The sequence below is a fragment of the Staphylococcus sp. HMSC34C02 genome, assembly GCF_001838705.1.
GTDB lineage: Bacteria > Bacillota > Bacilli > Staphylococcales > Staphylococcaceae > Staphylococcus > Staphylococcus borealis.
The window spans coordinates 35278-57404 of record NZ_KV838585.1 but is presented as its reverse complement, the minus strand read 5'-3'; the positions used below and the strand labels follow the sequence as shown (position 1 = coordinate 57404).

Genomic DNA, 22127 nt, shown 5'->3' with positions numbered 1-22127 from the left:
AGTTAAAATAAACCGAATATTTTTTTACTTTTATAATTTTGAGTTGGTTGCTTTTTAGCTATATCTTGGTCCGATATAACCCTTTTAGCGTTCACGTAAAACTGGTTAATTTGATCTTTATAAGGTGCAAGTTTTTTTTCATTAAACAAGCTATTTATAACAAATGGTCTATTTTCTGCATTATGAGCATCAGAAGCAATAAAATGTGTTAAATTATTTTCAATCATTTGAATTGAAATCTTTTGTAGTTTTTTTCCGTGGTTCCCTAAAAGTGAAGCGGCGGTTAATTGACTAAGCGCTCCACCGTTTATTAGTTCAAATAGCACATCTAAATTTTGACTAATTTCTTTATTTCTCTCTGGATGAGCGATGATTGGTACATAACCTTCAGATTGAAGTTCGAAAAAAAGTCTTTTTGCATAATGTGGTACATTGCTTGACGGGAATTCTATAAGTATATATTTCGAATTATTAAGACCAATTATCTTACCTTGTTTTAATTGCGGAAGAATTTGATCACTAATTCTTATTTCTTGACCAGGAAATAATTTTATCCCATACTGTTTTACTTCTTGCATATCATTTAACTCAGCCAACTTTTGTTGCACAATTTTATATTCATTATCAAAAGTCGGGCTGAGATGATGCGGTGTCACAATTATTTCAGTAACTCCTTCATCTATTCCTTGTTTAATAAGTTTTAACATTTCCTCTTTATTTTTAGGCCCATCATCAACATTAATTAAAACGTGATTATGAATATCAATCATTATTAGTTTCATCCCCATAATAGTAATAATAATTTGACGACTTATCTTGTGGTGTCTTATTTAAGACTGCACCTAGGATGTGCCCATCAGCTTTTTGAATTAAATCTTTAGCCTTTTTAACCTCATTTTTATTATTTCTTTCCGCATCAATGACTAGGACACAATCAGGTACTATTTGTAAAAATACTTGTGCATCAGTTACTGAAATTACTGGTGGAGTATCAATTAGTATAAAATCATACATTTCTCTTAATTGACTAAAAAGATTCTCAAATCTATTTGAAGCAATCAGTTCTGATGGGTTTGGTGGTACCGGACCAGACGTCAATAAATCTAAATTTTCAACTCTTGTGCTACGAATAGCTTTATCAAAATCACTTTTACCAATGATTAAATTTGATAGACCATCATAATTAGAAGTCTCAAAATTATAATGTTGCGTCGGTTTACGCATATCTCCATCAATAATTAAAGTTTTATAACCTGCTTGAGCATACGTAACTGCTATATTAGCTGAAATTATACTTTTTCCTGCAGCCGGTTTTTCTGATGTAATGATTACGCTTTTAATTTCCCCATTTGCACTTGAGAACATTATGTTAGAACGAATACCTCTAAACTTTTCACTTACTATTGATTTCGGTTTGTCGTGAACGTATAAAGGTGTATCTAATTTTTTTCTTTTTGGTTCTTTTCTTGCCATAATTTTTCTCCTTATTTAAGTTTTTGTATAGATCCTAAAACTGGAATATTTAATTCTTTTTCGATATCTTCTTCAGATTTAATACGCTTATCAAACATTTCTTTTAGTACAATGACTATCAATGATATAATTAAGCCTAAAATGAGGCCTATTGCTAAATTCAACAATAAATTAGGTGATACTTTAGATGCAGTACCTTTAGCAGAAGATAACACTGATACATTATCAACATTCATAATTTCAGGCATTTTATCACTAAATACATTTGCAATATCATTTGCAACTTTTTCTGCGTCTTTCTTACTTCCATTCTTAACATTCACATTTAGTATTTGAGATTCAGCTTGTGTTGTAACGGTTAACATACCTTTTATATCTTCAGCTGAATATTTAGAGTTTTTCTTAGCCACGTCTTCAATAATGCGTGGACTTTTTAAAATTTCAGAATATGTATTAACTAATTGAATATTACTTTGGACTTCTTGAGCCATTAACTCCGAATTTTTTTCTTTTTGGTTAACTAGCACTTGCGTATTTGCTTCATATTTAGGTTTCATTAAAAACACTGTTACTAATAAACTAATTAGCATTAATATGATTGGTAATAGAACAATTAGCTTCCAATTTTTCTTAATAGCGTTCATAAATTTCGATAAATCTAATGTATTTTCCATGACAACCTCCAAATTCTAATTTCGATATTAATTTTATATTTTTAACATGGTTTTTACAACAAAATTTTAAAATATAATTAATATTATTCTTTGTAATTACGAATTAATTTTGTTTTTCTTCAACTTGACAAAACATATTTTTTACAATTAACAAAACCATTACACTTCATCTTAAAATATTACTTCGAATATATGTTTAAGTTTATGTAAATATCATGTAAATGCGTGTCAAATAAACTACATCAATACGCAATGTGTAGTTTTTCCCTAATTATTTGAGTCAGTGTTATCCCCAATTCCGATAACATGATTCAGAATTCTTTATCCGTACATTATATAATATTGAACAGTCATTATATGTCCACTCGAGATAAATTATTTTATATTTTAAAAAACTTATACTTAACAAATAACCCTTTTCATTCGTTACATCCGTTGTGATTTATCCAACAACTTGTATGTATACAAAAAACCAAGATACTTCTACACAGAAATATCTTGGCTTTAAATATTAATATTCAATATTTGGCATTTCGTTTACTTTGTTTTGGTATTTTTTGAAACCAACATATGCAGCTACGCCTAAAACTACTGTAATTAATAATCCCTTCATGTCTGTCACTCCTTTAAGGTTCTACATTTATTAGATTTCTTAAATATTTAAATCTAAATTTACCTATATTATACACTTAAAATCGTTCATTTTTAAAGTCACGTTTCACTATCTTATACACCATTGGTCTGATTTTTTATCAAAAGTATTGCAATAATTTGAAAATCTAATATATTAATTATATCGATTTCGAAATAAATTTATTAGAGGTGCACGACTGTGGCAAAATTATTATACATTACAGCACATCCATTAGATGAATTAGCTTCTAATTCTATGGCTGCTGGTAAAGCATTTATTGAATCATATAAAGAAAATCATGCTAGTGATGAAGTAAAACATATTGATTTATTCAAAGAAGATATTCCAGTGATTGATAAAGATGTATTAACTGGTTGGGGTAAATTAAGAAATGGTGACGATCTTACTAAAGAAGAACAACAAAAAGTAGATCGTTTCAGCGAAATCTTAGAAGAATTCCTTTCTGCGGATAAATATGTGTTCGTTTCACCAATGTGGAATCTTTCATTCCCTCCTGTATTAAAAGCATACATTGATGCGATTTCAATTGCAGGTAAAACTTTCAAATACACTGCTGAAGGTCCTCAAGGTCTTTTAACAGATAAAAAAGTATTACACATTCAATCACGTGGTGGCTTCTACTCAGAAGGTCCAGCTGCTGATGTTGAAAGTGGCGACCGTTACTTAAGAACCATCATGACTTTCTTAGGTGTCCCTTCATACGAAAATGTCATTATTGAAGGCCACAATGCACAACCGGAAAGAACAGAAGAAATCAAAGCCGCTTCAATTGCTGAAGCACAAGAAATGGGTAAAAATTTCTAATAAACCTTATTAAAAGGCATTGCGTAAACGACTACGCAATGCCTTTTTCTTACTCATCTTTCAAATGCTGAATATCTTGAAAACCTTCTCTGTAATTTGATAATTCTTCCATGATGTCATACCAATCATGGCCCACGTTTTGAAATGTACGTTGCATTAATTCATTTTGCGCTTTATTTAATTTATCAACTAACTTACTTCCTTTAGGTGTTGGGAATAATTGTTTCACGCGTCGATCTTCTTCAGATGTTTGTTCGACAATAAGCCCTTCTTCTTTCAATTTGCGCAACGTCGCATGTGATCCCTGTTTAGAAATTTCAAGTGTTTTCAATAATTGTTTAATGGTAATACCAGGCAATTTATTAATGAAGAATAAAAAGCGATGGTGTTGACGACTCATGTCATATTTTTCAATAATTTCATCTGCCGTTTTTATAAATGTCTTATATGCGAAGTAAAATAACATATGTTCATAATCATTTTTATTACTATCCATAAGCTTCTTTCCTTTTCCATTTGTGAATGATTACCCACATTATAATCAATTTTCAAAAAACAGTCGAAAAAAGGTCAACGTAATTGACTTTATTATTTAATGTAATTATATTGTAAGTGTATTCTAATTTATAAATAAAGGTGGAATGAATATGAAACAACGTGTAGGACAATACTTAATGGATGTAGTACATCGTGCAGGTGTCGACAAAATATTTGGTGTTCCTGGCGATTTCAACCTAGCATTTCTAGATGACATCGTGCGTCATGACGGTGTGGAATGGGTTGGCACAACGAATGAACTTAACGGGAGTTATGCTGCGGATGGCTATGCACGTATCAATGGACTAGGCGTGCTTGTTACAACATTTGGTGTAGGTGAATTAAGCGCGGTTAACGGGATTGCAGGTTCGTATGCTGAACGTATCCCTGTTATTGCGATTACAGGTGCACCAACACAAGCAGTAGAACAAGCCGGTAAATATGTGCATCACTCATTAGGTGAAGGTCGTTTCGATAGCTATCAGAAGATGTTTGAACATATTACGACTGCGCAAGCGTACATTACTGCTGAGAATGCTACAACTGAAATTCCTAGAGTCATCAATGCTGCTATTCATGAACGCCGCCCAGTGCACATTCATCTTCCTATTGATGTTGCAATGACTGAAATTGAGGTGGAATCATCATTTGATGTGACACCAGCACCAGACGTCAACGTTGAGCACTATATTAATATGGTTGCAGAGAAATTACGTTCTGCATCACAACCCGTCATTATTACAGGTCATGAAATTAACAGTTTCCACTTACACGAAGCACTTGAGCAATTTGTTAATCGAACACAGATTCCAGTCGTTCAATTATCGCTAGGTAAAGGTGCCTTTAACGAAGAGAATCCATATTATATTGGTATTTACGATGGCAAAATTGCAGAAAATCAAATTAAAGATTATGTCGATCATAGTGATGCTATTTTAAATATTGGAGCTAAATTGACTGACTCAGCTACAGCCGGTTTCTCTTATAAATTTGATATTAATGACGTCGTTATGCTTAATCACCATAACTTCAAGCTGAACGAAACAACTGCTGAAGACGTGACGCTACCTCGCTTAATCGACGGCTTGAATACAATTGATTATCGATATGAGGGTACGTTCCCTCCTTTTGAAAAGGAAGCAACAAATGAAATAACTTTATCAGACGATATCTTGACGCAAGCAACTTACTTTGACATGATGCAACACTTTATTAAAGATGATGATGTCTTATTAGCTGAACAAGGTACATCATTCTTCGGTGCGTATGATTTAGCTTTACCGAAAGATATGACATTCATCGGACAACCATTATGGGGGTCTATCGGTTACACACTACCAGCTACTTTAGGTACGCAAATGGCTGATCCAAATCGCCGTAACATCTTATTAATCGGGGATGGCTCATTACAACTTACAGTTCAAGAATTATCTACGATGATTCGCCAAGATATCAAACCGATTATCTTCGTGATTAATAACGATGGTTATACAGTAGAACGCTTAATCCACGGTATGGAAGAAACATACAATGATATCCGTATGTGGGATTATAAAGCGCTACCGAAAGTATTTGGTGGCAATAACGTTGCTGTGCATGAAGTGAAGACTTCTAATGACTTACAGAACGTCTTTGACGCCATTAACGCTGCACCAGAGCAATTACACTTCACTGAAGTTACAATGAAATGGGATGACGCACCAGCCAAACTTCGCGACATTTCAAAAGCCTTTGCAGCACAAAATAAATAAAAATATTGCTTCTGCTAAACAACAACAGGCTGGGGCATAAATAATATAATAATGCTATTTAGCAAATTCGCAGTAGTTGACTGAACTGAAAAGGCGCTTAAATCAAGCTTTTCTCAGTTCTAGTCATCCTTGCGGGGGTGGGACGACGAATTTAAAAGAATTCTGTCCCACTCCCTTGTTTGTGTATAGCTTTATTTATATACTCTTTTCATCTAAATAGTCGGAATCAATGACGTCTTTCGTTATATCTTGGAGATGTTTAAGATTCCATTGACTTTTATTGTCGTGTCTCAAACCATGTTGTTGCGCTAAACTCTCATTATAATCATCTAAGTTGTACACTTCAAAACCATGTCTCGTGTCTTTATCGGTTTCATCCCACTGCTGATAGTGATTGACCATACTTGTCCACTTCACATGTTCTATGTGTGCACCTTTAGGCGCTTTAACGATATCAAAATTCAATCTTCCTAATAATTGATTATGTTCATTTCCAGTATCTTGTCCATTCAGAAAATTACCTAATGAATAAGCGACCAATGTTTGATGATGACCATGTTGACTCTTCACCCACTCAACCGGTTGTATGACATGGGGGTGCGTGCCTATTACGACATCTACACCTTCATTCGCAAATAATTGCGCATATTTCCTTTGTGTACGATTTGGCTCATGATGATTCTCTAACCCCCAATGGGCCGACACCATCACGACATCACTTTGTTGTTTAGCTTTTCTTACATCTCGTTTAATTGTCTTTTCATCAAACGTTTTAATCGTATATGGATAGCGTGATGTCATATCATTTGTACCATATGTATAACTTAGTAAACTCACCTTAATGCCATTTACAGTCATGACTGGTATCGTTTGAGCGTCCTTTTCCGAATTAAAAATACCTGTAAATAAAACATGACCTTCAAATGGTTTCCAAGCCTTAAGATGGTTTAAGACTCCTTCATCACCTTGATCTAAAACATGATTATTGGCACCATTGACCATATCAAAGCCTGTTGCGACAACATCTTGCGCAATTTGGCTTGGTGTATTAAAGTGCTTAAATCCAGAAAATGGGCGATCATCACCACCTAAAGGAGATTCTTGATTAATAAACGCAAGATCAGGTGTTTGTATGTCCTGCTTAATGTGTGAATACATAGGTTTAAAATTAAACGTGCCATCTTGTTGCATCGCATCATTATACACAACGGGATGTATTAAATTATCTCCGACCGCAACCACTGACGCCTCATCAGTCACATCTTCGGCTAACGTCATGCCACAAAGGATAGTAAAAGTAAAAAATAATATTATACAGCTGACATAATATTTAATCACAATACGTGCCCTCTTTCATTAAAGCATTATAATATCTTTTATATTCAGAACATCTTTAAATAAATTGTATAACGCTTTATAATCATAGCTTTTATTTAATTTTAGTAGATTACTTATTTCGATGCAATTTGAATAAGAAAATAGTTTAATATATCATTTAATTGTATATTTTTATTAATTATTATAGGGAGTTATAACATGATATTATTACCACTAAGCATCATTATGGGGTGCTTTGGTTACATCTTTAAATGCCATCCACCTACCGAGCGCAACGGTTGGTACGGTTATCGAACAAAGAAATCCATGGCCAATGATCGCAATTGGATTAAAGCACAAAAACAATATGGCATCTATTCTCTAAAATACTTATGGGTGATCATATTGTTTGGAATTATCGGACTCGTGATTGAAATTGTAGGTATAGCGAGAAACAATGATTTAATCATTATGGCCGGTTTAGGCATAGAATTGGTAGTAATGGTATGGTATTTATTCATCATCTATTGGAAAGTCGAGAGAGAACTGTGATGATAGATTAATGACATAGTAACATTAGCGAAATCCATTTATTTTTTGGAAATCAAAAAGACTGCTGGTTGAGCAGTCTTTTGCGTTGATTATCTAATTTAATTTAAAAAGAAATCATCTATTTCTTTCGAATTTCTTACAATTTTCTCTTCTTGAACATTCATCGCTGAAGCATAATCTATAGTATTAGCGAATCTTTCAGTGGCGCTTAATTCCATATTAAATGCGTTTATCGTCAGCTCATTTAGCTTCAAATATTCTCTTCTAATTCTTTTTAGAATAATAGTATATTCTTCATCTATTTTTGACAGTAATTCATCAAACTTAGCTTTCAATTCTTCTTGAGAATATTTATCTTTAGTAAATATGCCTTTCAACGACTCAATAACCCCTTTGAAATCATCAATCATATACATTGCTGAGGCAACAGTCATTCCTGTTAAAATACCACCTACAGTTGCACCAATTAACTCTGCAAAAATTGAAAAAGGTGTAGTTCTTAAGTAGGTAATTAAACTTTCTGTCATAATTCCACCTAAAGCTCCAATTACAGTAGCAGTAAAAACTTTGACTGCTTCTTTATACTTTGTTTCATCATTTTCAGCCGTTAGTAATAACTTAACTGATTTAACTACCCCATTAAATGTCTCACCGATTAATTTCGCTAATCGTTTATAAGTTGTTTTGAATGTATTTATAATAACTGTTAATATATTGCCTAGAAAACCACTAATAAATCCTGTACTAAATCCTACAAAATAAGATTTTGCTTTATTAAATACTTTATCTTTTATTCTACTGAAGCATAATGTTAATTCTTGCCATTTAACTTTATTTTTATGAAAATTTTTAAAATTATTAAAGTAATACTTCATCTCTTTAAAAAATTCATTTTGCAAATCATAAAGTAGCATTCCTAGCATTTCTTTCATGCCCATTTGAATACCTTGTTTAGTACTCCCTTTTAAAGTTTCTTTAGTGTAATACTTTCTTCTGGCAGTCTTCGCTTTCTCATTAATTGTTTTTACAGCCGTTTGATATAGTTTATTGACATCATTAATATCTAAATCGAAGTATTCAGCATTAGTTTTACTAGGATCTTTTTTACTTTTACTATTTGCCCAAACTAATAAGTCATGCTCACCTTTAGATTGGTTAGCAGATCCCTTAATAAAGGCTAAGTTATTAGGATTTAAGGCTAATAATTGTTTTTCTTCTTTAGACATAAACAATGTTAAATCTGTTCTATAATGTATTGATTTAGCTGAAACTATGTGATCTATGTGCAATTCTTTGGCATTTTCATAACTATTTGTCGAATTATATCTATCAAATAACTTACCATCTTCATTAAAAGAATCACTTAAAAAATTAGACATTTGTTCTTTGTAATTTTCACTTGTCTTATACCTAGAATGACTTTTTTGACCATTAGTTCTATTTTCATTTTTTACTTTTATTGTATTAGCTAAAGGGTTATGCTTTTGTTCGACTTTCAATTTAGTTTGAGTTCTCAAACTGCTCAAACCCATAGCTTCTATAGTTTTATTTCCCTCTTTATCATAACTATAAATATTATTTGAATAATCATCTCGATTATACTGCTTTAAATCATCAAACTTTTCTTTAATTTTCTTATTTGTGTATATACCTTTTTTTGCATTGTGTACAGTAGTTACATTACCGCCATCTTTGTAAATATTTAATATTTTATCTAATCCAAAATTTTGAATGACTTGATTAATGGCTATTTCTTTATATTCCTCTAATAATTTATTTGTAGATTCATTAACATCTTTAATTTTAAATAGGCTAGACTCTGTTAAATAGTTTAAATCTAAAAAAAGATCTAAGTTTTTTGCTTCTTCCATATTAAGACACCTTACCTATAGCTCTATTTAATAACTCAGTAGCTCCTTTAGTTTGATTAATTAAACTGCCTAAGTCTTTAATCAACTCATTGTCCCCTGCTAATTTAATCTCTTTATAATCAGACTTGTATTTTGCTGTACGATTTAGAATGTTATCATAATATGGATCAATTACTGTGTTAGTAGTTTCAGTCAATTTAGTTGTTTCAATTATTTCTTCACTCGCACCTTTTAGCATTTTAATTTGCGCTTGGACTTCAACTTCTTTAGCTCTAGCTTCATTAGCTACTTTTTTATTTTTAGAGTTTCTAAGGAAACCAGCCGTTGCAATACTTACTCCACCAATTGTCCACCCTATTGGACCAGATAAAGCCAACAATGCTGAACCAGCTGCAGTGCCACCTCCACCAGCTGCTAGAGCGCCTCCCCCTAACCATGCTAGTGCTGCATTAGTTGCTGCAGCGCCACTTAATGTTGAAATTGCAGTACCCGTAGAAGCTGTACCAAATGTTGTTGCAATAGCCATAGCTGCAGAAGGACCAAAAGCTGCAACACCAGCTCCTGCAACCACTCCACTACCAGCTCCACCAGCTGTTTTTTTGAAAGACATATCTACTTCTTCATTAATTTCACTAACGAAATTCTCGAATTTTTTAAATTCTATTTTTAATTTTTCTACCTGTATTTTCACTTCTTCAGGTTTATTTCTCATACTATTTAAAAATTGCCAAACTTTCTTTATATTATCTTTTAGAACTAATCTTTCTTTATATAGTTTTTCTGATTGTGTAACCATATACGCTTTTTCTACTTCAAAGTTTTGAATTGCTTTTTCTAAACTATTAACTGCTGCTACTCTATTTTTTTATTTAACATTGTTATTTCTCCTTAATATACTGTTTTAATTTATCCCATCGTGGGTCTTGTTTAGTATGTTTGTGATCATGGTTTTGTTTTTTCATTTTTAGTTGTTTGATATCAACTTGTTTTTGAATTTCAAGTTTCTCTTTGAAGTTGGTGCTGTAATTATCTAAGATGTCTATCCAATTGACGAAGGTAAATGTTTCATCTAATGTGTCTTCAACTTCTTCTTTGAACTTTCGATCGTTTGTTTTAAATCGATGTATGTCTTTATGTAAGGCGTATAGTAAACTTGTAAATTCACCTTTGTTTTTCTCTAAAATATCTACGGTTTTTAATCCATATTCACTAAGTGTGTGATTGATGCTTGCTTGTGACAATGCATCAAAATCGTCAAAATATATAACTCTGACATCATGTTGGTCTTTTAAATTTTTAAATACACGCGCTACATTTGAAAATTCTTGCGTATTACTTTGCCATTTTAGTATTTCTTTTTCTACAACATCGGAAAATTGCAAATAACCGTAATATGCAATAATTCGTTCGTAATAGCCTGACAATATAAGATAAACCCATATATCTGTATCAACGATTGGCGGCGTCATACCCTTATTAGTCATGATTGAGCACCTCTATTTTGTTGATAATTTCATTGATCTTCGCTCCAGAAACGAGACCTTCATTATAGTTATGTTCTAGCACCGTCATAATATTAGGCGAGATTTGAATATCATTTGTCGGTTCTAAGATATCTGTTGGTAAATCATTATCTGTGTAAATTGCATACAATTGAGCCTTATGATCTATACGAGAGAGTGCACTCAATTGTTGATACGTATCACTTGAAATAGGATTCAGCTGCATTGCTCTTATCATAGCCGCACCAAAACTAATCTGATAATGTACACTCATGCGCGCAATCACATCGGGGCGCATAATATCATCATATGTTGCCATCCATTTTTGAATTTCTGCATTTGGCAATAACACAATACCTGCAAATATTTCCGCTTCTCTTTCTTCCAATGACTTATGATTAAAATCACTAATTCCATTTTGATGATTCATGTAATGGTGGTATACTTCATGCCACAATGAAAATTGTTGACGGCCTTTACTATGATTTGTATTCACAAAGATGAACGGAAATCGATCTTTCTTCATATAAAAACCGGATAAATTATTAGGTGCTTGTGCTTTTACAATGTAGTAGCCCATTTCAGATAACACTTGCGTTGAATTCGTTATCGGATATTGGAGTTGATGATCTGTAATGAATTGTTCTGCCACTGGAATAATACGTTCTATTGTTTCACGGTATGATTCAGTCACGTGACTCACTTTCAATCTTTAATTGATATGTCAGCAATTGGAAGATGTCATCGAGTTGTTTGACTCTGTGGTTAATTTCTTCTGTATTCTCCAATGCACGAAATGAAATGCTATCTAAGTCTTCTTGAGGTAAATGTTCTAGAAGTATTTCAGGTGTCGTCTTTAATATTGTAGCTGCACGTTGATAATCTTGCGCTAACCATATTAAGTTTGGACTTAAAAGCTTACGCAGTTGCTTAGTGTCATAATCATGATGTTTAGCAAATGCCACTTGATTTAAACCACTGAATTCCATCTCTTTTTGTATGCGCTTACTTATTTCGACTTGCGTGTATTTGGGTATCATATGTATTTCCTGCTTTCGTTTATGAATGATACATGTTTATTATAATTATTTAATTAATATTTTGCTATACATTTTATATTAAAAATAAGGTATCTATGCAATTTATTTAACTGAAAAAATTAGAAAATTTTCTTTTTACTACCTTTACAATATACTCCCCTTTTAATCATTGTAATGATGACATTTTCTACGTGTGTTCTTAGAAATTTAGGTTTTAGTAGTGCTTTTCTAGCTAACTTCTTCGCTTCGTTATCTAGTTTAATCATAATTACAACTCCTCTTTGATTGATTTGATCATAGTTTACCGCACTACATAGACAAAATTTGTCTACCTATAGTTGCGAAGTATCTTTTCAACTTCAGCGATATGTTTCTCTTTCAAGCTATTTGGTGATAATACTTTAACGCGAGACCCTTGTGATAACAGCCACATTAAAATGCCATCGCCAATGACTTCAATTTCTACTACAAATCGGTTATTGGTGTAATCTTTTTTCAATAATTGTGCAGTTGGGAAACGATCAAGCACTGACTCAATAATCCCGCCATTAAATTCAAAGCGTACTTTCTTCCAATGGCCGCCATACATGAAATAGATACGTTGTTTCAAAGCGCCTTCTCTAATATATGGTGAATTCGGAACGTTAAATTTAGTGTTCAATACTTTATATTCTTGAATTCGATCTATCCTAAAAATGAGTACCTGTTCTCTATCATTAACCCCTACTAAATAAAAGTACAGTTCAGAAAATGTAATATACATCGGTTTGATGACATGTGTACGCCCTTTGTTCATTGCGTTAAAATAGTTAAATTCAATCACGCGATTTTGTTGAATAATATGATTTAAATCCCAAATTTTATTTAATAATGGCTCGCCATGATTCATGGGCTCATAATAAACTAGTTCAGATTGAATGGCCTTTTCAATTACACGTTGATTCTCATCAGACATATGTTTCGTAAGGTTATTAACAATCATTTGTAATTCATCTTCAGATAGTCCTCTTGTTGAAATAAGAATTTTTAATATCGCTAGCACCTGTGTTTTATCAAAGGTTTCACTACTATTGTGGACCATTTCATATTTACGGTCTGTCATATTCATCGTTATCTTCAAATGCGCCATATCCGTTCTGTTAGCAAAGAAGTCATTTAAATGCGCGATATAACGCTGCACGGTTCTGTCAGATTTTTTACCTATGATGTCGCCTATTTGTGCCTTAGATAAGCGTTCGCCAGACATAAACTTTAAATACAGCTCTAGCGTGTCAGTTGTTTTAGTCATAATTACCTCCCATTTTTGGAAAATGAATGATTCTACTTTATTAAACAACAATAAAATTAAAAATGTAAGATACATCTTTTTACTACGACAAAAATTGACGCACCTTGGAGGTATACTAAGCTCAAGCAGTTCAAAACACTTAGAAAGTTGGGAATAAGAATGAATTTGCAAAACCAGTCCAAACATCCGCAAATGTTTAACCATGTTTCAAAAGAAGATAAAACACTGGCAATGATTATGTGGGTCTTAACCTTTTTCACAAGTTTTGTAGCACCTTTAGTGATTTGGTTAGTCAAAAAAGACGAATCTGAATACATTGATAAGCAAGGGAAAAATTGCCTGAATTTCGCTATTAGTTACGGTATCTACGGTATTGTTAGTTTCTTATTGACTGTTATTTTAATTGGTTATTTGGCTCTAATGGCTTTAATCATTGCCAACATCACTTATACGATATTAGCAATTGTGTCATGCAATAAAGGTGAAGATTACGTCGTTCCATTCACAATTGAAATAATTAAATAAAACAAAACAAGCCTTCCACTTCGTTTAAACTTCGAAATGGAAGGCTTTATTTACGTGCTTTGTCGTTCTACGATATTTAATTTTAATACGTCATGATTACTTTCAAATGTTGTATCTTCAAGCAATGCCAATAAATAGTGAATCAATTGCTTACCAATGTCATTAACTGGTTGATTCACTGTCGATAAAGGAATCTTCAATAAACTAGAAATGGGTTGGTTATCATATCCCATAATCGCGATTTGATTTGGAATATCAATATGATGCTCAGTTAAAAAATGAATTAACCCTAATGCGACTTCATCACTGCCAGTAAATATAGCATCTGGCAACACGTCTTGTTCTAGCAATGTTTCCCCTATGCGTTCACCGTCTTCAATCGTATGCACATTATTAAAAATCCACTCTCGTCTAATGGCTAAACCATTGTCTTTCATTGCCTCTCTAAATCCAATATTTCTAGGCTTATTGAAACAATGATCATAGTAATGATTATCTGTACAATACGCTATATGACGATAGCCTTTATTAATTAAGTATTGAATGGCATCATACGTCGTTTGACGTTGATTGGTATGTATGATTTTCACTTTATCTGACTGAGTTGATTGATCCGCCGATAATACGATAGGACCATATTGCGTATACGGTTCTAAAACCTCTATATCATTTTCAAGCGTACCCATAATCACGCCAGCAATGTGCTTCTGTTTAAACATATTTAATAACCGTAATTCTTCATCTTTATGATTATATGTCTGCATGATTAACGTATGATATGGCGTATCTTTAATTTCTTTGTCAATTGCATCTATTAAGTATGCGAAATACGGATTCGTAATTCTAGGTACAATAATGCCAATCGTATAAGACTTGTTAGAGCGCAATTGCATCGCGATTGAATTCGGAACATAATCCAGTTCATCCATTGCTTGTTGGATTTTAATTTTCTTTTCCTCAGAAATATAGGGATGATGGTTCATATACCTTGAAACCGTCGTTATGGATAATCCCGCTCTCTGAGCTACATCTTTAATTGTCGCCATAGTACCCACCTTCAATGAAACCGTTTTCATTATTTATGATAGGTTGTCGCTACATTTTTGTCAATCGCTCAAGTTAGATATTCAATAGTTAATAGGGTGTGGATCAGGATTCTTTTAAAATTCGTCGTCCACTCCCAGCTTGCTTAGTTTGTGAAATCACTTTCGTGATTTTTTGTGTTGGGGCCCCGACTCCCAGCTTGCTTTGCTTGTTGAATTTCTTAGTGAAATTCTCTTTGCTGGGGGCCCACTCCCAGCTTGCTTTGCTTGTAAAATTTCTTAGTGAAATTCTCTTTGTTGGGACCACGCCCGCAAGGATGACTAGAACTGAGAATAGCTTGATTTAAGCGATATCTCAGTTCAGTCAGCTACTGCGAATTGGCAAAGTAGCATGATCATATTATTTATGTTTCAGTCTCGAAGATAGCACTTTATTGGCGCCATCTTCGTATAATGATGAAATCATTTAGGCTCCTATTTATGCTTCCACTAACCATTCAATTGTACGTTTAATCGCTTTATCCCAGAAGGCATAATCATGTTCACCTGGGCCTTCTTCATATTGATAGTCTATCCCTTTATCATCCAAGTAGGCCATAAATTGTTGGTTGTCTTCATATAAGAAGTCTTCTGTCCCACATTGAATGAATAACTCAGGTAGAGTTAAGCCTTTGTCAATGGCTTCATCAACTAAATGATATGTATCGAGTTCAGTCCCTTTGATATTGGTATCTTCCCCAGTGATTGCTTTAGGTGCGAAATCAGTATAATTAAGTTCCATTAGTCCTTGTGCTTGAAAGACTGCAGACAATGGTGATGCTTTAGCGAAAAGCTCGCCTTGTGTTAATGCAAATTTCATCGTGCCATATCCACCCATTGAATGTCCTGCAATAAAATTGTCTTCACGCCGTGTCGATAATGGCAGTAACTTATGCGCATAGTGATACACTTCCAATATGTGGTCATAATAACTATGACCATACGCCATATTCGCATAACCACTATGATCTGCATTTGGCATAATAATGGCTAATTGATGTTCATCTGCATATCGCTCAATACTTGTGAAACGTGTATACGATGTTGCATCACTTGATAATCCATGTAGCAACATCAATGATTGGTACGATTTCGGCGATGATGTATCGTCGAAGAAACTCCCGTCTTCTGGAATGATTGCTACAAACGATTGTTGCATACCTAAAGCTGGTGAGAAGTAATTGATTGTCATAAGTGCCATATTCATTATCATCCCTTCTAATAATAAATCATTATATCCATTTTACACTTTTTTCGACAAAGGTGTCACCAAAGCGCGACTCCTTCAGTCATCTCGCCAAGTTACTTTGCATTTCTATATCATTTCATATTAGAATGCATAAAAAATAAGGCACCTTTCGCATCATTTAATTCAATGAACGAGGTGCCTTATGTATCCAGGAACTTTATGTCCCGGATTCAAAGTAGCAATTGTGTTTATATCGGTTTTGGTAGTTTAATATAAACGTTGTTTATATAAAGGGGTCTTTGTGTCTTATTGTATTACTTTATAATCATCCAATTTTTGCCATTTTTTATTAATTTTTTCTCTTCTTTTAGTTCATGTACAATATGGCCTGTTGTTTCACGTGAAATACCTGCTAAATCACTTAGTAGTTGAATGGTCATGATATGATTAATTTCGTAAAATTCATCATGATCGCATCCTATTGCATGACATAAATAATATAGTACTTTCTCAATGCGCTCTCTCGCCAATTTTGTAGTTAATGCCATATTGTATTCCATTAGAAGTTCAAGTTCGTTATTTAACTTTTCGAACAGTGTAACAAATATGTCGTCATGATTTTTACAAAGATATTCCAACATATCTTTAGGTATTCCTATTACATTACATGGTGTAATAGCTGTGCACATCTCGTTTAATTCCATTTTCCGAAAGAGATGATTTAACGGAAATAATACCTGCGCTTTATTCAGCTTACGATAAGCGTCTCCATCTTCATTTATTGTTTCACGCAAAACAATCCCGTCTAGTAACAAATACACATATGTCGGTTGATCAGATGAATAATATATGATTTGTCCTTTATTGTAATGTCGTATGAAACACTCACTCTTGAATGCTTGAATGACACCTGTTGGAATATTTAAGTAAGACGCTAATTGTTTGAGTCCTTCACTTAAATCATTATCTCTGTTGTTGATAAATGTCTTTCCAGCCATTGAGATACACTCCTAAACCTTTTAAAACTTTTTATTAGAATACTGAAACGCTACCCATCGCTAAGCGAATAATACCTATTATTGCAAGTATGATGATGACTGCAAATAAGATATAATCACCTTTCGTTAACGGTTTATGATTATTACGTTGTACGAAACGATAAACAAATAGACCAGGGATATAGAGCAACATGGTTAACAACAAGTAATCAATACCTGCAGCGTACACAAGCCATATCGCATAGATAGATGCAATGATACCGATTGCCCATTGTTTCACTGTAGCATGTCCTTTATGTTCAATTGTATATTTCAATTGATAAAAGGCACTAAACATATACGGAATTAAAATCGCGCTTGATGCAAGTGAAAATGCAAATTGATATGCACTATCTGTAAATAACATGCTGACTAAGAATATTTGTACTAAAATATTTGTAATTAATAATGCATTAATAGGTGCTTTATTTTTATTTTCTTTAGCAAACCATTTTGGGAACAAGCCATCTTTGGCCACTATGAATGGTAGCTCACCAGCTAATAGTGTCCAACCAAGCCATGCACCTAATACAGAAATGATTAAACCAATGTTAACGAGGACTGAACCCCAATGACCAACGATATGTTCTAACACTTGTGCCATAGATGGACTTGCAAGATCAGCAATTTGATTTTGTTGAATGACACCTTGTGCTAAGACGGTCATTAAGAAATAAATAACGAGGACTGAAACAAGTCCAATGACGGTAGCAGTACCTACGTCTTTTTTCGATTTAGCACGACCTGAGAATACCACTGCACCTTCAATACCAGTGAACACCCATACGGTTACAAGCATTGTACTCTTCACTTGAGACATTGTATCGCCCCAACTAAATATACCTGTACCTCCGCTTGTCATGCCATAGAATCCTGCTTTGAATGTATCGAAATTAAATACTACAATCATACAAATGATAACTAAGAATATAGGAATTAACTTTGCAACAGTTACAATACTATTAATGAAAGCTGCGGTTTCAACACCTCTAAGTATTAAGAAGTGCACACCCCATAACAAGAAAGAAGCGACGATAATACTTGGTAGTGTGTTACCACCTTTGAAGATTGGGAAGAAGTTACCTACCGCTGACATCAATAATGTTGCATAGGCTACGTTACCTAGAAAAGCAGCAAACCAATAGCCCCAAGCACTTGAGAAACCAATAAAGTCACCAAATCCAGCTTGTGCATAACTGTAAATACCGCCTTCTAAGTCCGGTCTTACATTAGTGAGATTTTGGAAGACAAATGCGAGTGAAATCATTCCAATTGCGGTGATGATCCAACCAATCATAATTGCTAAACCACCGGCTTGACCACCCATATCAGAAATGATGTTGAACGCACCGCCACCAATCATAGAACCAATGACTAAACCAATGAGTGACGTTTTACCAAGTTTGTTTGTGTCTGATTCATTCATAATTCATTTCCCCTTCTAAGGAGGATTATTTTTAAATTAAGGGCTTGAAGCATCGTTATTCAATTGATTGGTAATTTTGCTTCAAACCCTTCTCCTTGTGTTATATTGCTACATCACTTTCTCGGCGATGTATTTTCAAAATAAGTCCTTACATTTGCTCGAAATACTTTAAATTTCTTCTCTAAATAATGGTTGGCTCATACATCTTGGGCCCCCACGTCCACGAACAAGCTCACTACCTGTGATTTCAAGTACTTTAATACCTTTGTCACGAAGTAATTGGTTTGATACGTAGTTTCGGTCGTAAGTCACAACTACACCTGGGCGGATACATAATGTATTTGAACCGTCATTCCATTGTTCACGTGCACCGTCGATAACATCACCGTTACCTGTTGGAATAAACTCGATTTTTTCAACACCAAGTACATCTGCAAGTGTTTCACGTAGTTTATTAGAATGTGTAATTTTAATGTCGTCTTTGGCTTCATCGTATTCAATTGTAAATAAATTCATATTATTTTCTTCTTTGAAAATTGCTGAATGCACTGTGAATTTATCGTAGTCAATCATTGTGAATACTGTATCTAAATGCATGAATGTACGGCTATTTGGAATTTCAATCGCAATCACTTTTTTAAATGTTGTAGATTCATCTTTGAATATATTACGTGCTAAGCGTTCAATCGCTTGTGCTGATGTACGCTCTGAAATACCAATGGCTAAAGCATCTTTAGAAAGAATTAACTCATCGCCACCTTCGATGTTAAATGGTGAATTTCTGTCTAACCATACCGGTACATCTGCATCTTTAAATCTTGGATGATATTTTAGAATGTATGTCATAAATAGAGATTCTCTACGACGTGCTCTCCAATACATTCTGTTGATTGTCATACCTCTACCTACTGATGCTTGAGGGTCACGTGTAAAGTAAAGGTTAGGCATTGGGTCTAAATAGAATGGATATCTATCATCCATATATTCAACGAGATGTGTTGTTTTAAGTTCAATTTCTTCTTTTCTTACACCAGCCATAATTTTGTCGATTAATTCTTGGTCTGATAATGTCTCAAAGAATGTTTTAATTTCAGCTTCATGTCCTAAGACTGTTTTTTGAGATTCTGCAAGAATATCGTCAATAAATTGTTCACGCACATCTTTATCTGCAATGGCTTCAGCTGCTAGTTTTTCTAGATAAACAACTTCTACACCTTCATCACGAAGTGTTTGTGCAAATTTGTCGTGTTCTTCTTGTGCCACTTTTAAATAAGGAATATCATCGAATAGCAAGCCACTTAAGTGATCTGGTACTAAATTTTCTAGTTCTTTACCAGGTCGTTTGAGTAATACTGTTTTCAATCTGCCGATTTCACTGTTTACTTGGATAGGTCCTTGAGTCATATTCATTTCCTCCTTTATTTATCTACAACTAGAGTATAAAGCGCTTTCAGATTTCATTATGTGATTGTTTTCACATTCTAAATGTGTGTTAATTCATGCTTTTTGGTTATTCAATGCATATTTTTGATTGAATATACAATAATGTTAGGTAATTAGTGATTATTATGTATATTTCATTCATGTTGACATGCCGATGTCTAACCCAAAAAGTTTTTTATGCATCATTCTGTATTTATAAACACTTATCAATTTCACGTTTAAAATGATGAACGCTCAAGATGTGAACATTGCATTTTAAGCGTTTCACACACTATTATAGATAACATCAAAACGTAAATCTACATTATATTTTATGCATTAATTTGAATATTTATGATTAAACAGTTTATAGTGAACATATTTTGCCATTTCCTCTGAATTTGTAAGTACCATTAATGTGTCATTGCCCCCCACTGTTCCAAGGATTTCTGCAATATTCATGCGATCAATAAAATAATTTATACCTTGTGCAAATCCAGGAGAGGTTTTGATTAGTATGTAACTATCTTTGATGATGATACTTTGAATTTCATTATCGTAATAATGAAGTAGTTTCGTTTTAGCATCCATTTGTTGCGTATTATCTAACTTTTTATAATACGATTGGTTACTTACTGCTGGGACTTTGAATATCTTTAATTCTTTTAAATCTCTTGAAATTGTAGTGATGCTATAACGTACGCCAAAATGTGTATCAATATAATCTGCAATCTCTTCTTTTTTATTAAATCGATTATTCTTAACTACCGTTTCGATGAGATCTAGACGTTTACTCTTTTTCATATTATAAACTCCTCTACCCCTATACAGCATAAAGCTGTATGTATTCTTACCTTTAACGTATCATCTTTTCGTAAATCGTGGTGTTGGCTATTTCATGAATTTTGCTATAATTTTTATTTATTTTCACAAAAAAACTCCAAAAGTGAGCATTATTACTCAACTTTCGGAGCGTCACCATTATGCTATTTCGTTTCTTTCATTGCTTGTTTCACGGTACTATAGCCCATTACTACACGATCCACTTTACCTTTTTCTACATCAAACCAAACTGTCATTCCCTTTGTATTGGGTTGGTAGTAGTAAATACCCGTTGTATTATGTTTATGATTATCAATTTTTTGTAAGTCTTTACCATAAACTTTATTTAACTGGTCTAATGATAATTGCCCAGTCACCTTTAAATCTAGTAATGATGCTGTTTTACCGTCTTTAGATACATTTCTGAAATATTGATCATATTTTTTAACATTTTTAGTCGATGATGTTGCCTTTAATTTAACACCATTAAATGTGACATTCTCAGCTTTTACTGCATTTTTAAAATGTTTATCTAATACAAAAGATACGTCTTGACCCGCATACCCTTTATAATTGTAATAGGCAGATGTCGCATTGGCTTTAGTAGTCGTCGTGTTTGACATCGTTTTAGATTCGGCATGTGCGATAGATGTTTCCGTTAATGTACCGGTAACACCTACACCGAATAATGTGCTTAATGCCAAGGTTGCAGTGACGAATGTTTGCGTTGATTTTCTCAAATGAATAGCCTTCTTTCTTTATAACTAAACATATCATACGCTATTCAAAGTGGTTATACAATTTATATTCCTTGATAAGGAAAGCGCATTTGTGCTTAATGTGTGAATGTTACAAATTATACAAAATTAAATTTCACAAATCGTTAAATAATGTTTTTATATAAATTATGTTATACTAAATGTAGGAGTAAAATCCCCATTAACTCCTTCACAAAAAGTTATATTATGTAATGACTATAGCCATAAGTTTACTTCCCCTTTGTTAAACTTATGGCTCTTTTATATAGTCTTTTTTACTTTTCCGCCATAAATATAAAATTCATTTATATTGTAAAAAACCTCTTCCGAAGTACGAACATATGTTCTATAATGATGTTGAGATGGTTAACATGATTCCAAATCCTAATGCGCCAGATGAAT

24 protein-coding genes are annotated in these 22127 nt (G+C 33.3%); 4 read left to right on the top strand and 20 right to left on the bottom strand.

Going from position 1 to position 22127, the window contains the following annotated elements:
• Window positions 1-2 precede the first annotated feature (2 nt).
• From HMPREF3239_RS07425 to HMPREF3239_RS12125, 4 genes are all read right to left on the bottom strand, one after another.
• Complete coding sequence (locus HMPREF3239_RS07425; protein WP_070855209.1) at window positions 3-770, bottom strand: tyrosine-protein phosphatase; 768 nt, start codon at window positions 768-770, stop codon at window positions 3-5.
• Window positions 763-1473 carry a polysaccharide biosynthesis tyrosine autokinase gene (locus HMPREF3239_RS07420; RefSeq protein ID WP_070855208.1) on the bottom strand — a complete coding sequence of 237 codons (711 nt, stop codon included), beginning with the start codon at window positions 1471-1473 and terminating at the stop codon, window positions 763-765. Before HMPREF3239_RS07420 ends, HMPREF3239_RS07425 begins: the two co-directional genes overlap by 8 nt.
• An 11-nt stretch (window positions 1474-1484) precedes the next feature.
• Window positions 1485-2147, bottom strand: coding sequence for a YveK family protein (locus HMPREF3239_RS07415; protein WP_070855207.1), 663 nt, complete (start codon window positions 2145-2147; stop codon window positions 1485-1487).
• A 511-nt stretch (window positions 2148-2658) separates the two neighbouring features.
• The gene (locus HMPREF3239_RS12125) at window positions 2659-2760 is read right to left on the bottom strand and encodes an SE2200 family small protein (RefSeq protein WP_016930637.1); all 102 of its coding nucleotides are present in this window, start codon (window positions 2758-2760) and stop codon (window positions 2659-2661) included.
• A gap of 219 nt (window positions 2761-2979) precedes the next feature.
• Between HMPREF3239_RS12125 and HMPREF3239_RS07410 the strand changes: the two genes are divergently transcribed.
• Window positions 2980-3606: an FMN-dependent NADH-azoreductase gene (locus HMPREF3239_RS07410; protein WP_070855206.1), complete on the top strand. Its 627-nt coding sequence runs from the start codon at window positions 2980-2982 to the stop codon at window positions 3604-3606.
• Window positions 3607-3655: 49 nt separating this feature from the next.
• Here HMPREF3239_RS07410 and HMPREF3239_RS07405 read toward each other — a convergent pair whose 3' ends face one another.
• The gene (locus tag HMPREF3239_RS07405; protein WP_053028986.1) at window positions 3656-4102 is read right to left on the bottom strand and encodes a MarR family winged helix-turn-helix transcriptional regulator; all 447 of its coding nucleotides are present in this window, start codon (window positions 4100-4102) and stop codon (window positions 3656-3658) included.
• Between the two features lie 151 nt (window positions 4103-4253).
• Between HMPREF3239_RS07405 and HMPREF3239_RS07400 the strand changes: the two genes are divergently transcribed.
• A complete protein-coding gene (locus HMPREF3239_RS07400) occupies window positions 4254-5894 on the top strand; it encodes an alpha-keto acid decarboxylase family protein (RefSeq protein ID WP_070855205.1) in 1641 nt (546 codons plus the stop codon).
• A gap of 195 nt (window positions 5895-6089) precedes the next feature.
• Here the strand turns inward: HMPREF3239_RS07400 and HMPREF3239_RS07395 are convergent, their stop codons facing one another.
• A complete protein-coding gene (locus tag HMPREF3239_RS07395) occupies window positions 6090-7172 on the bottom strand; it encodes a CapA family protein (protein ID WP_239469369.1) in 1083 nt (360 codons plus the stop codon).
• Window positions 7173-7430: 258 nt separating this feature from the next.
• On the opposite strand from HMPREF3239_RS07395, the gene HMPREF3239_RS07390 reads away from it, so the two are divergent.
• Window positions 7431-7763 (top strand): SdpI family protein, encoded by a 333-nt coding sequence (locus tag HMPREF3239_RS07390; protein WP_070855203.1) that lies wholly within the window; start codon window positions 7431-7433, stop codon window positions 7761-7763.
• A 98-nt stretch (window positions 7764-7861) separates the two neighbouring features.
• Here the strand turns inward: HMPREF3239_RS07390 and HMPREF3239_RS07385 are convergent, their stop codons facing one another.
• From HMPREF3239_RS07385 to HMPREF3239_RS07360, 7 genes are all read right to left on the bottom strand, one after another.
• Complete coding sequence (locus HMPREF3239_RS07385) at window positions 7862-9634, bottom strand: hypothetical protein (RefSeq protein ID WP_070855202.1); 1773 nt, start codon at window positions 9632-9634, stop codon at window positions 7862-7864.
• A gap of 1 nt (window position 9635) precedes the next feature.
• On the bottom strand, window positions 9636-10430 hold the full coding sequence (locus HMPREF3239_RS07380; RefSeq protein WP_083324767.1) for a hypothetical protein: 795 nt from the start codon (window positions 10428-10430) through the stop codon (window positions 9636-9638).
• 82 nt (window positions 10431-10512) lie between these two features.
• The gene (locus HMPREF3239_RS07375) at window positions 10513-11118 is read right to left on the bottom strand and encodes a hypothetical protein (RefSeq protein WP_070855200.1); all 606 of its coding nucleotides are present in this window, start codon (window positions 11116-11118) and stop codon (window positions 10513-10515) included.
• Entirely contained in the window at window positions 11111-11830 is a 720-nt protein-coding gene (locus HMPREF3239_RS07370; protein ID WP_070855199.1) for an ImmA/IrrE family metallo-endopeptidase, read from the bottom strand. Before HMPREF3239_RS07370 ends, HMPREF3239_RS07375 begins: the two co-directional genes overlap by 8 nt.
• Window positions 11823-12176 carry a hypothetical protein gene (locus HMPREF3239_RS07365; protein WP_239469370.1) on the bottom strand — a complete coding sequence of 118 codons (354 nt, stop codon included), beginning with the start codon at window positions 12174-12176 and terminating at the stop codon, window positions 11823-11825. Before HMPREF3239_RS07365 ends, HMPREF3239_RS07370 begins: the two co-directional genes overlap by 8 nt.
• 119 nt (window positions 12177-12295) lie before the next feature.
• Entirely contained in the window at window positions 12296-12442 is a 147-nt protein-coding gene (locus tag HMPREF3239_RS12480; protein WP_176747958.1) for a hypothetical protein, read from the bottom strand.
• Window positions 12443-12504: 62 nt separating this feature from the next.
• Window positions 12505-13464, bottom strand: a complete 960-nt coding sequence (locus tag HMPREF3239_RS07360; RefSeq protein ID WP_070855197.1) for a helix-turn-helix transcriptional regulator — start codon at window positions 13462-13464, stop codon at window positions 12505-12507.
• 159 nt (window positions 13465-13623) lie between these two features.
• Here HMPREF3239_RS07360 and HMPREF3239_RS07355 point away from each other — a divergent pair, with 159 nt between their 5' ends.
• On the top strand, window positions 13624-13989 hold the full coding sequence (locus HMPREF3239_RS07355) for a DUF4870 domain-containing protein (protein WP_070855196.1): 366 nt from the start codon (window positions 13624-13626) through the stop codon (window positions 13987-13989).
• Between the two features lie 50 nt (window positions 13990-14039).
• Here the strand turns inward: HMPREF3239_RS07355 and HMPREF3239_RS07350 are convergent, their stop codons facing one another.
• The 7 genes from HMPREF3239_RS07350 to HMPREF3239_RS07320 all read right to left on the bottom strand — a co-directional run bounded on the left by HMPREF3239_RS07350 (window position 14040) and on the right by HMPREF3239_RS07320 (window position 21707).
• Complete coding sequence (locus HMPREF3239_RS07350; protein WP_070855195.1) at window positions 14040-15035, bottom strand: LacI family DNA-binding transcriptional regulator; 996 nt, start codon at window positions 15033-15035, stop codon at window positions 14040-14042.
• A 475-nt stretch (window positions 15036-15510) separates the two neighbouring features.
• A complete protein-coding gene (locus HMPREF3239_RS07345; RefSeq protein WP_070855246.1) occupies window positions 15511-16272 on the bottom strand; it encodes an alpha/beta hydrolase in 762 nt (253 codons plus the stop codon).
• A gap of 302 nt (window positions 16273-16574) precedes the next feature.
• Window positions 16575-17258, bottom strand: a complete 684-nt coding sequence (locus HMPREF3239_RS07340) for a Crp/Fnr family transcriptional regulator (protein WP_053028994.1) — start codon at window positions 17256-17258, stop codon at window positions 16575-16577.
• A gap of 34 nt (window positions 17259-17292) precedes the next feature.
• Window positions 17293-18723 carry an arginine-ornithine antiporter gene (gene arcD, locus HMPREF3239_RS07335; RefSeq protein ID WP_070855194.1) on the bottom strand — a complete coding sequence of 477 codons (1431 nt, stop codon included), beginning with the start codon at window positions 18721-18723 and terminating at the stop codon, window positions 17293-17295.
• A gap of 168 nt (window positions 18724-18891) precedes the next feature.
• Window positions 18892-20127: an arginine deiminase gene (arcA, locus tag HMPREF3239_RS07330; RefSeq protein WP_053028999.1), complete on the bottom strand. Its 1236-nt coding sequence runs from the start codon at window positions 20125-20127 to the stop codon at window positions 18892-18894.
• Between the two features lie 357 nt (window positions 20128-20484).
• A complete protein-coding gene (locus tag HMPREF3239_RS07325) occupies window positions 20485-20949 on the bottom strand; it encodes an arginine repressor (RefSeq protein ID WP_053029001.1) in 465 nt (154 codons plus the stop codon).
• A gap of 182 nt (window positions 20950-21131) precedes the next feature.
• Window positions 21132-21707, bottom strand: a complete 576-nt coding sequence (locus HMPREF3239_RS07320; RefSeq protein ID WP_070855193.1) for an immunodominant staphylococcal antigen IsaB family protein — start codon at window positions 21705-21707, stop codon at window positions 21132-21134.
• Between the last annotated feature and the right edge of the window lie 420 nt (window positions 21708-22127).

What these genes read in the sequence shown, in the direction of transcription:
- HMPREF3239_RS07400 (WP_070855205.1), top strand. Translation starts at nt 4,254, where the DNA reads ATGAAACAACGTGTAGGACAATACTTAATGGATGTAGTACATCGTGCA.
- HMPREF3239_RS07365 (WP_239469370.1), bottom strand. Translation starts at nt 12,176, where the DNA reads ATGATACCCAAATACACGCAAGTCGAAATAAGTAAGCGCATACAAAAA.
- HMPREF3239_RS07425 (WP_070855209.1), bottom strand. Translation starts at nt 770, where the DNA reads ATGATTGATATTCATAATCACGTTTTAATTAATGTTGATGATGGGCCT.
- HMPREF3239_RS07395 (WP_239469369.1), bottom strand. Translation starts at nt 7,172, where the DNA reads ATGACGTTAGCCGAAGATGTGACTGATGAGGCGTCAGTGGTTGCGGTC.
- HMPREF3239_RS07345 (WP_070855246.1), bottom strand. Translation starts at nt 16,272, where the DNA reads ATGGCACTTATGACAATCAATTACTTCTCACCAGCTTTAGGTATGCAA.
- HMPREF3239_RS07405 (WP_053028986.1), bottom strand. Translation starts at nt 4,102, where the DNA reads ATGGATAGTAATAAAAATGATTATGAACATATGTTATTTTACTTCGCA.
- HMPREF3239_RS12480 (WP_176747958.1), bottom strand. Translation starts at nt 12,442, where the DNA reads ATGATTAAACTAGATAACGAAGCGAAGAAGTTAGCTAGAAAAGCACTA.
- HMPREF3239_RS07420 (WP_070855208.1), bottom strand. Translation starts at nt 1,473, where the DNA reads ATGGCAAGAAAAGAACCAAAAAGAAAAAAATTAGATACACCTTTATAC.
- HMPREF3239_RS07340 (WP_053028994.1), bottom strand. Translation starts at nt 17,258, where the DNA reads ATGGCTGGAAAGACATTTATCAACAACAGAGATAATGATTTAAGTGAA.
- HMPREF3239_RS07415 (WP_070855207.1), bottom strand. Translation starts at nt 2,147, where the DNA reads ATGGAAAATACATTAGATTTATCGAAATTTATGAACGCTATTAAGAAA.
- HMPREF3239_RS07360 (WP_070855197.1), bottom strand. Translation starts at nt 13,464, where the DNA reads ATGACTAAAACAACTGACACGCTAGAGCTGTATTTAAAGTTTATGTCT.
- arcA (WP_053028999.1), bottom strand. Translation starts at nt 20,127, where the DNA reads ATGACTCAAGGACCTATCCAAGTAAACAGTGAAATCGGCAGATTGAAA.
- HMPREF3239_RS12125 (WP_016930637.1), bottom strand. Translation starts at nt 2,760, where the DNA reads ATGAAGGGATTATTAATTACAGTAGTTTTAGGCGTAGCTGCATATGTT.
- HMPREF3239_RS07355 (WP_070855196.1), top strand. Translation starts at nt 13,624, where the DNA reads ATGAATTTGCAAAACCAGTCCAAACATCCGCAAATGTTTAACCATGTT.
- HMPREF3239_RS07385 (WP_070855202.1), bottom strand. Translation starts at nt 9,634, where the DNA reads ATGGAAGAAGCAAAAAACTTAGATCTTTTTTTAGATTTAAACTATTTA.
- HMPREF3239_RS07390 (WP_070855203.1), top strand. Translation starts at nt 7,431, where the DNA reads ATGATATTATTACCACTAAGCATCATTATGGGGTGCTTTGGTTACATC.
- arcD (WP_070855194.1), bottom strand. Translation starts at nt 18,723, where the DNA reads ATGAATGAATCAGACACAAACAAACTTGGTAAAACGTCACTCATTGGT.
- HMPREF3239_RS07325 (WP_053029001.1), bottom strand. Translation starts at nt 20,949, where the DNA reads ATGAAAAAGAGTAAACGTCTAGATCTCATCGAAACGGTAGTTAAGAAT.
- HMPREF3239_RS07380 (WP_083324767.1), bottom strand. Translation starts at nt 10,430, where the DNA reads ATGGTTACACAATCAGAAAAACTATATAAAGAAAGATTAGTTCTAAAA.
- HMPREF3239_RS07375 (WP_070855200.1), bottom strand. Translation starts at nt 11,118, where the DNA reads ATGACTAATAAGGGTATGACGCCGCCAATCGTTGATACAGATATATGG.
- HMPREF3239_RS07350 (WP_070855195.1), bottom strand. Translation starts at nt 15,035, where the DNA reads ATGGCGACAATTAAAGATGTAGCTCAGAGAGCGGGATTATCCATAACG.